General features: G+C 69.0%; 4 protein-coding genes. 1 reads left to right on the forward strand and 3 read right to left on the reverse strand.

Translation table 11 applies throughout. The features are described from left to right. Positions 1 to 33: 33 nt before the first annotated feature. The 3 genes from ACFWFI_RS40440 to ACFWFI_RS40450 form a co-directional block, all read right to left on the reverse strand. Positions 34 to 2,208 carry a putative bifunctional diguanylate cyclase/phosphodiesterase gene (locus ACFWFI_RS40440; protein ID WP_387400588.1) on the reverse strand — a complete coding sequence of 725 codons (2,175 nt, stop codon included), beginning with the start codon at positions 2,206 to 2,208 and terminating at the stop codon, positions 34 to 36. Continuing rightward, positions 2,205 to 3,023 (reverse strand): SAM-dependent methyltransferase, encoded by an 819-nt coding sequence (locus ACFWFI_RS40445; protein WP_387400590.1) that lies wholly within the window; start codon positions 3,021 to 3,023, stop codon positions 2,205 to 2,207. Before ACFWFI_RS40445 ends, ACFWFI_RS40440 begins: the two co-directional genes overlap by 4 nt. Before the next feature lie 204 nt (positions 3,024 to 3,227). Then, positions 3,228 to 4,187, reverse strand: a complete 960-nt coding sequence (locus tag ACFWFI_RS40450; protein ID WP_387400591.1) for an SCO0930 family lipoprotein — start codon at positions 4,185 to 4,187, stop codon at positions 3,228 to 3,230. Positions 4,188 to 4,922: 735 nt separating this feature from the next. Between ACFWFI_RS40450 and ACFWFI_RS40455 the strand changes: the two genes are divergently transcribed. Then, positions 4,923 to 5,690 carry a bestrophin-like domain gene (locus tag ACFWFI_RS40455; protein WP_387400593.1) on the forward strand — a complete coding sequence of 256 codons (768 nt, stop codon included), beginning with the start codon at positions 4,923 to 4,925 and terminating at the stop codon, positions 5,688 to 5,690. Positions 5,691 to 5,745: the final 55 nt, after the last annotated feature.

The raw sequence follows: 5,745 nt of genomic DNA on the forward strand, positions 1-5,745 counted from the left end.
GCCCCGCCCGGCCGGCGGCTGAGGAAGGAGCCGTCAGACCGCGTCCGCCAGCAGCAGCGAGTGGATGCGGTCGGGCGCACCCGGTCGCGCGTAGTACCAGCCCTGGGCGGTGTCGCAGCCGAGCTGTCGCAGCTGCTCGGCCTGGGCGCCGGTCTCGACACCCTCCACGGTGACCGCGAGGTCCAGGCTGTGGGCGAGCGAGACGATGCCCTCGACGATCTTCAGGTCGACCGGGTCGGCCGGGTGGTGCTGCATGCCCTGGGTGAAGGAACGGTCCAGCTTGAGCACGCTCACCGGCAGCCGGCGCAGGTTCGCCAGATTCGAGTAGCCGGTGCCGAAGTCGTCCAGCGCGATGTCGACGCCCATCTCCGCCAACTGGCGCAGCGGCTTGAGCAGATCGTCGTCAGCGCCGATCAGCGCGGACTCGGTGACCTCCAGGCAGAGGGCTCCGGGCTCCAGACCGGAGCGTTCCAGCACGTCGACGGTCTCGGCGACGAGGCTGGGGTGGTGCAGCTGGGTCGGAGAGAGGTTGACGTTGATCCGCAGGGGGCCGCCGTCGGTGTGCCGTTCCTGCCAGAAGTTCGCCTGCCGGACGGACTCCTCCAGGACCCAGCGGCCGAGCGGCACGATCAGCCCGGTGTGCTCGGCGAGCGGGATGAACCGGTCCGGGCCGAGCACCCCGTGCTGGGGATGGCACCAGCGCACCAGCGCCTCGGCACCGTGCACGCTGCCGTCCCCGAGGTGCACCAGCGGCTGGTACTCGATGAAGAACTCGCCGCGGTCGAGTGCCGTCGGCAGCGCCGTGGTCAGTCCATGGCGGGTGATGGCGCGGGCGTCCGCCTCGGCGTCGGCGAGCGCGAAGCGGTTCCCGCCCGCCGCCTTGGCCCGGTACATCGTGATGTCGGCGCTGCGCAGCACCTCGGCGGCGGTGCGTTCACCCGACGGGCCTTCGACGACGCCGATGGATCCGCGCACCGTCAGCTCACGGCCGTCGAGACGTACGGGCGTGGCGAGCGCCGAGAGGATGCGTCCGGCCAGCTCGTGGACCTCGTCCTGGGTACGCGGTCCCGTGGTGAGAGCCACGAACTCGTCTCCGCCGAGTCGCGCGACCATCTCGCCGGGGGCGGTAGCGCAGCTCTGCAGCCGGTCGGCGACCTCGACCAGCAGCCGGTCCCCCGCCGCGTGGCCCAGGCTGTCGTTGATCGCCTTGAAGCCGTCGAGGTCGAGATAGCAGAGCCCGAAGCGCATGCCTTCCCTGGGCGCGAGGGCCTTCTCAAGGCGTTCGAAGAACAGCGTCCGGTTGGGCAGGCCGGTGAGCGCGTCGTGGGTGGCCTCGTAGCGCAGCCGCAGATTGAGCAGCCGACGCTCGGTGGTGTCCTCCATGAGGGCGAGCTGGTACTCCGGCCGGCCCTCCGCGTCCCGCAGCAGCGACACCGTGAGGTTGGTCCACAGGACGGTGCCGTCGTTGCGGTAGTACGGCTTCTCGACGCTGTAGTGCTCGCGCTCGCCGCGTACCAGTTCGTCGTAGTACTTCCACACGTGCGGCGAGTCCTCGGGGTGCACCCACTCGTTCACCTTGTGACTGCGGACGTGGTTCTCGAGGCCGCCGAACATCCTGGTCAGGGTGTCGTTGATCTCCAGGATGTTCCCTTCGAGATCCGCGATACCGATCCCGACGGCGGCGTCCTTGAAGACGGCGCGGAAGCGTGCCTCGGTGGCGTGCAGGGCCTGTTCGGCGTGCGAGCGGGCGGTGAGCGCCGAGCGGGCGATGGCTTCCTGCTCGGCGAGCGTCCGTTCGCGCAGTGCCTGGGTGAAACCGCCGGCGAGCGCGTGCTGGATCCGGGCGCAGCGGGCTCTGCTGTCCTCGGTCGAGAGCTCCACCGGCCCGTTGCCGCCGCAGTAGAGGACCAGGTAGGAGTCGACGACGCCGAGTGTGGAGCTCAGGGCGTCGGGATCCGTGCAGTGCGCGGCGACCAGCCCGGCTCCGACGCGGTGCGCGGGCGTCGCGTCGAAGATCCGTGTGTGAAGGATGTCGCTGAGCTCCCGGGCGAGCGGCAGCAGATGTTCCTCGAACTCCGGGCGGCTGAGGGAGGTTGCCGTGGACGGGAAGATCGCCCGGCTCCAGATGGTGGCGAATCTCCGGAGCCGACCCTCGGGACCGTCGGGTTCCGCGTCCGGCGCGCCGGACGACTGAGAGGGAATGCTCACGCCTTGCGCCCAACCCCGGCGAAGCCCGAGAAGGCGAACGGATCTTCCTGTGCCAGTGCCTCGGGGGACTCGGGCCGCCACTCGGGCATGGAGACGAGCCCGGGCTCGACCATCTCGTAACCCTCGAAGAAGCGGCTGATCTCCGTGCGCGATCGCATGATCAGCGGATTGCGGATGGTTCGGTAGACACCGACCGTCCCGCCCGCCTCCTCCTGGGTGAGCGGGATGCCCTCGTACGAGGCGTGGGTCAGGACCAGCAGGCTGCCGGGAGCCAGTGCGTCGCGCAGTTCGGCGACCGCCTCGTACGGATCGTCGGCGTCCTCGATGAAGTGGAGCACCGCAACCAGGAGCAGGGCCACCGGCTTGTCCAGGTCGAGGAGGCCGTTGATCTCCGGGTTCTCCAGGATGTCCTTGGGCTTGCGCAGGTCCGCGGCGGCGATGACGGCCCGATCGTTGCCCTCGAGCACCGCCTGACTGTGTGCGACCGCGACCGAGTCGTGGTCGACATAGGCGATCCGGGCCTCGGGATCGGCGGCCTGGGCGACTTCATGAACATTGCCGAAGGTCGGTATGCCGGAACCTATGTCCAGGAACTGATTGACGCCCAGCGTGGTGGCATGGTGCACGGCCCGCCGCATAAAGGCGCGATTCGCCTGCATGACCTTGGGCAGGCCCGGCATGAACTCCATGGCCTTACGGGCCGCTTCCCTGTCAACCTCGAAATTGTGCGAACCGCCCAGATAGAAGTCGTACATGCGAGACACGCTCGGCACCGAGATGTCTATGCCCTGCGGTGCCCAGGCGGGACGCTCCATCGATGTCTCCAACAAGTCGCCACGGCGATCCGGCCATGTTCATGGTCAGTGTTGACCAGAGGCTACTGATCGACCGCCAAGAGAGCGAGTGGAAACGGAAATTAGAGATCCGTTATTGGTCACACACCGGAGGCATGTGCGCCGGCCCGTCGCTGCGTGTACGCAATCGGCGACGGACCGGTACCACCGGGGGTTTCCTGGGCGCTACTTGGGAGCTCCGACCAGCTTCGCCTCGGGCGAGACCGCGTACCATGTCCCCCCGACCCCTTGGCCGTTGGTGTCTCCCGGCTTCGCGTCACCGGAGAAGGTGTAGACGGGCCAGCAGTCGAGCGACTGCTGCTGGATGCCGTCCGGACGGTTGAAGGTGACGAATCCCTTCGTGGTGACACCATCGACGTCATTCTTCGGCACCGGACCGACGACCGGCCACTTCTTGAGGCAGTCGCCCGTGCACGCGGACTTCATCGGCCACGCCGAGTCCTTCTTGAACCGGTAAACCGTCATGCCGCGCTTGTCGACGACGATGTCTCCGAGTTCCGGATCCTTGCGGACCGAAAGTCCGGCGAGGTCGGCCTGCTCGCCGCCGGAGGGTCCGTCCGCGTTCACCGCCGCTTTCTTTCCGTCCGGAGCGGCGGCGAACCATGTCCCGCCGACACCCTGCCCGTTCGCGTCACCGGGCCCGGTGTCCTTGGCATAGCGGTACATCGGCCAGCCCCCGACGGTCAGCTGCTTGGTTCCGTCGGTCCGCGTGACCTCGCCGATCAGTGACGCATCGGTTCCCGCAGCGGCGTCGGCGTTCTGTGCGGGCACCGCGGGCCATGCCTTCGCACAGTCACCGTCGCAATTCGACGCGGGCGGTTCGGCGGTGTCCTTGTCGAACCGGTAGAGCGTGAAGCCCTCGCTGTCGGTCAGTACCTTGCCCAGCTTCTTGCTGTCCCACACCGCGAGTTGTCCGGCTTCCTTCGATGCCGCCCCCGCGGCCGCGTCGGAACCGTAGCCGGCGTCCGAGCCGTAGCCGCCCTCGGCCGGCTGTGCTGCGGGAGCCGCGTTTCCCACGGCCTGGCCGTTGGGGGACGCGGTGCCCTTCTCCTGACCACACGCCGTCGTCAGCGCCAACAGGGCCACCGCCGTCACCGCGAGCGAGGCGTTCCGCCAGGTATTCATGTCGACTCCCGTTGTCCTTCTGCCGTCCGGGACGCGAGTCCGCGCCTTTCGTGGCCCTAGGTACGGCCGGCCGGTGCCCCGGCGTTCAACGGGCGTCCGAAAAAGTTTCGACGGGCGCAAACGCGAATTGCCGAATGTCCGCTCCATCAGGCGAATCAGCTCCTCGCTCCGCGTGTCCGACGGCTGCGGGGAACATGCTCCCCGGCGTGTACGGATCACGCATATGGCGGCTGACGGCCGCCACCCTGCTCCTGCTGCTCGCCGTCCCGCTGCCGGCGGTCGGTGACGACTGCGCGGTCGCCTCCATCGGGCAGGGGGACGGCGGCTCGTCCGTCGCCGTGGCGGGCGAGGGGCGGTGCGGTGCGGTCATCGCCGAACCCGAGCCGGAACCCGAACCCGCACCACCACCCCCGCCACCTCCGCCACCTCCGCCTCCACCCCCGCCACCTCCACCGCCTCCACCTCCACCGCCTCCACCACCTCCGCCGCCGCCACCTCCACCGCCACCCCCTGCCCCCGCGCCGGAAGCGAAACCCGCGCCGCCGCGGCCCACCGTGCGCCCCACACCACCGGCCCCGGCACCCGTCGCACTCCCGACCTACCGAAAGCCGCCCCGCAAGACACCCCGTACCGGGCCTTCGCTGGTCTCACTCACCCTTCTGATCACCGCGCCCGCCGTCTTCGCCGTGGCCGTGCTGCGGCCCCGCTCGTCCCGCTGACCGAAGAAGGGAAGCCATGTCGGAATGGCTTGTTCTGACCATTGCGATGGCGTCGGCCTGTGCCGTCGTCCTCACCATCGCCGTCCTGAGCAACCGTCGGATCGCAGATGACGACGATCCGTCCGAGACGCCGGACGTCATCGAGTACATGACGATGATGATCGGTGTGGTGTACGCGATTGTTCTCGGTCTGGCCATCGCCGGCGTCTGGGAGGGCCGTAGCGCCGCCCAGGAGTCGGTGCGTCTGGAGGCTCAGGCGCTGCACGAGGTGAGCGCACGGTCGGCCGTCTACCCGGTCGAGGTCCGCGACCGCATCCGTGCTGACGTCGACGCCTACGTGGCTCATGTGGTCGGCGACGAATGGAGGTCGATGACGGACCACGGAAGTCTCACCGAGGAGGGCACCAGGCTGCTCGACCGGGTACGGGCCGACGTGACGGAGTACAAGCCGCGAACGGACCACGAGGGGCAGGCGTACCAGCCGCTGGTGGACCAGGTGGCCGCCGTGGACGACGCCCGGGGGGCCCGGGGGCAGAACGCGGGCGCGACCATGCCCGGAGTCGTCTGGTTCGGCCTCATCACCGGGGCCGTGGTCACCGTCGGACTGATCTTCACGCTCCAGATCCGCAGAACCTTCCGTGAATTGCTGCTGGCGGGCCTCTTCAGTGTCCTGATCGCATTCCTGCTCTTCCTGATCTGGGACTTCGACGCCCCCTTCGGCCGGGGCATCTCCGCGACCACCGCACCCTTCGTCGATCTGTTCCCGCACGCCGCGGGTGGATAGGAGCGCGCCGGCCCCGCCCTGTCCCCCGGCCGGTGCTCCGGCCGGGGGACAATCC

Origin of the sequence: Streptomyces sp. NPDC060209 (assembly GCF_042728155.1) — a bacterium.
Lineage (GTDB): Bacteria > Actinomycetota > Actinomycetes > Streptomycetales > Streptomycetaceae > Streptomyces.